The sequence below is a fragment of the Bradyrhizobium uaiense genome, assembly GCF_010811875.1.
In the GTDB taxonomy this organism is placed as follows: Bacteria; Pseudomonadota; Alphaproteobacteria; order Rhizobiales; family Xanthobacteraceae; genus Bradyrhizobium; species Bradyrhizobium uaiense.
This window is the reverse complement of record NZ_VKHP01000897.1, coordinates 1-245: the sequence shown is the minus strand read 5'-3', so window position 1 is coordinate 245 and position 245 is coordinate 1. Positions and strand designations below refer to the sequence as shown.

Here is a 245-nt window from a genome sequence, read left to right as displayed (position 1 = left end):
ACCAGCATCTTCTCAACCTCCGGCCAATGCCGGTGCAACGTCATCGGATAGCGCCGCGCGGTCCCGCTGTTGCCGAGGCAGATCACGCTTCCGACATTGGAGAGACCCAGCGCCGCGTCGATCACCGCTCGGAATGCGAGATCATCAAGGCCGCAATGGTGGCGCGCGGCGTGCCGGCTGAACGGATCCTCGAGGAGCATCGCGCGCAGAACACCGGTGAGAACGTGATCTTCTCGCTGCCGGTG

2 pseudogenes are annotated in these 245 nt (G+C 64.5%); one reads left to right on the top strand and one right to left on the bottom strand.

Going from position 1 to position 245, the window contains the following annotated elements:
- Window positions 1-125, bottom strand: a pseudogene (locus FNJ47_RS52465) (YdcF family protein); the annotation flags it as partial.
- A gap of 3 nt (window positions 126-128) precedes the next feature.
- On the opposite strand from FNJ47_RS52465, the pseudogene FNJ47_RS52460 reads away from it, so the two are divergent.
- Window positions 129-245, top strand: a pseudogene (locus FNJ47_RS52460) (ElyC/SanA/YdcF family protein); the annotation flags it as partial.